Genomic DNA, 1,290 nt, shown 5'->3' with positions numbered 1-1,290 from the left:
CTAAAGCCCCGATGACATATAGTTTTACTACTACTTAAATTCTACAAGAGAATAAAAATAGTGAATCAATTATCCCGTCGGATAACTAATTCACTATTTAGCTTAGAATGTTTATTATGGTTGATATTACAAATGCGAATATAGAGAAAATGTATGAGTTGAATGGCTTACATGAGGTTGTAGTTCAAAAGGGTAATGTTGGAAAGACCTACAATTATGCTCTTTAATTACTAAAACAGGGTACAGATGCGGTAGTATATCGTGCTCGTCATAGGAGAGATTTTGTGAAAGGAAAAGGCAAGAATAGTAATGTTGAGCGATTGTATTTAGATGGGATTCATTCTGTTCCTGCTAATAAAACTTTGCAAGCAGCTGGTGGTCATACTCAAACTTGGGAATATGCTAATCGGACAGATTCTTATAGTGGAGCAAGTGAATGGTTTATCGGTACTAAGCCTAAAAAAGATCCTGATCATCCTTCAATTTATTGGGATACTCAAATTGCTAGAGTAAAGTTCAGTAAAGCTGAATATAAATTCAACACGCAATTACCTCGCATTTCCAATTTAAATCAAGCTGGTAGGAAATTTGGATTAGCATATAGTGGTAATGACTTGGTTAGATCTGAAGCAGCCGTATCTCCATCTCCAAATTATAGTTATTTTTTAATTGTTACTGTAGATAAAAGTGACACAGGATATTTTTCACTTTATAATTTGGAAGATGTTAACAATGCTTTAGATAGAGTTGGTACAGGTGATGTAAATTTGAAGATAGACGCATTAGCTGATCAGTGCTTGAAAGCATTTAAAATTAAAGGTCTAGTAAAAGAAATTACATCATTACAAGGATATGATATTGATGATAACCTGAATATTTATATTTCAAGTGAGGCACATCCAGATCAAACAGATATTTATTCTAAACCTAGAAAAATAGTCAAAATTCCATGGGAAGCTACTGAAGCTTCTGAATGGGATATAATTCGTTTAGATAATAGTTTTAAATTAAATGAATCGGGATATGCTACAGAATTTGAAGGTATTCAAGTTAATAGTGAAAATGATCTTTATCTGACTGTTGCCTACCATGATAGTTCAGATTATACAACTCGAAAGAATAAAATTTTTAAGATTAATTGGTAGTTAATAAAAAAAGACCAATATGTTCAATGAACTGAGACCTAAAAATTAGACAGTTTAAAATACAGGATTAATAGAGGCTTGATTCCGATATTCTTTCGGAGTTAAGCCTTTTAATCTGCTCTTTATCCTTTCTTCGTTATAGTAT

Annotated in this window: 2 protein-coding genes; one reads left to right on the top strand and one right to left on the bottom strand. The window is 32.0% G+C overall.

Annotated elements, in window-relative coordinates; genetic code table 11:
* Positions 1-284: 284 nt before the first annotated feature.
* Complete coding sequence (locus tag B5E95_RS10310; RefSeq protein ID WP_241146361.1) at positions 285-1,145, top strand: helveticin J family class III bacteriocin; 861 nt, start codon at positions 285-287, stop codon at positions 1,143-1,145.
* Between the two features lie 54 nt (positions 1,146-1,199).
* Here B5E95_RS10310 and B5E95_RS10305 read toward each other — a convergent pair.
* A partial coding sequence (locus B5E95_RS10305) for an IS3 family transposase (RefSeq protein ID WP_143437023.1) occupies positions 1,200-1,290 on the bottom strand: 91 nt, incomplete at its 5' end.

Source organism: Lactobacillus gallinarum, assembly GCF_002160635.1.
Taxonomy (GTDB): Bacteria; Bacillota; Bacilli; order Lactobacillales; family Lactobacillaceae; genus Lactobacillus; species Lactobacillus gallinarum.
This window is presented reverse-complemented; position numbering and strand designations above follow the sequence as displayed.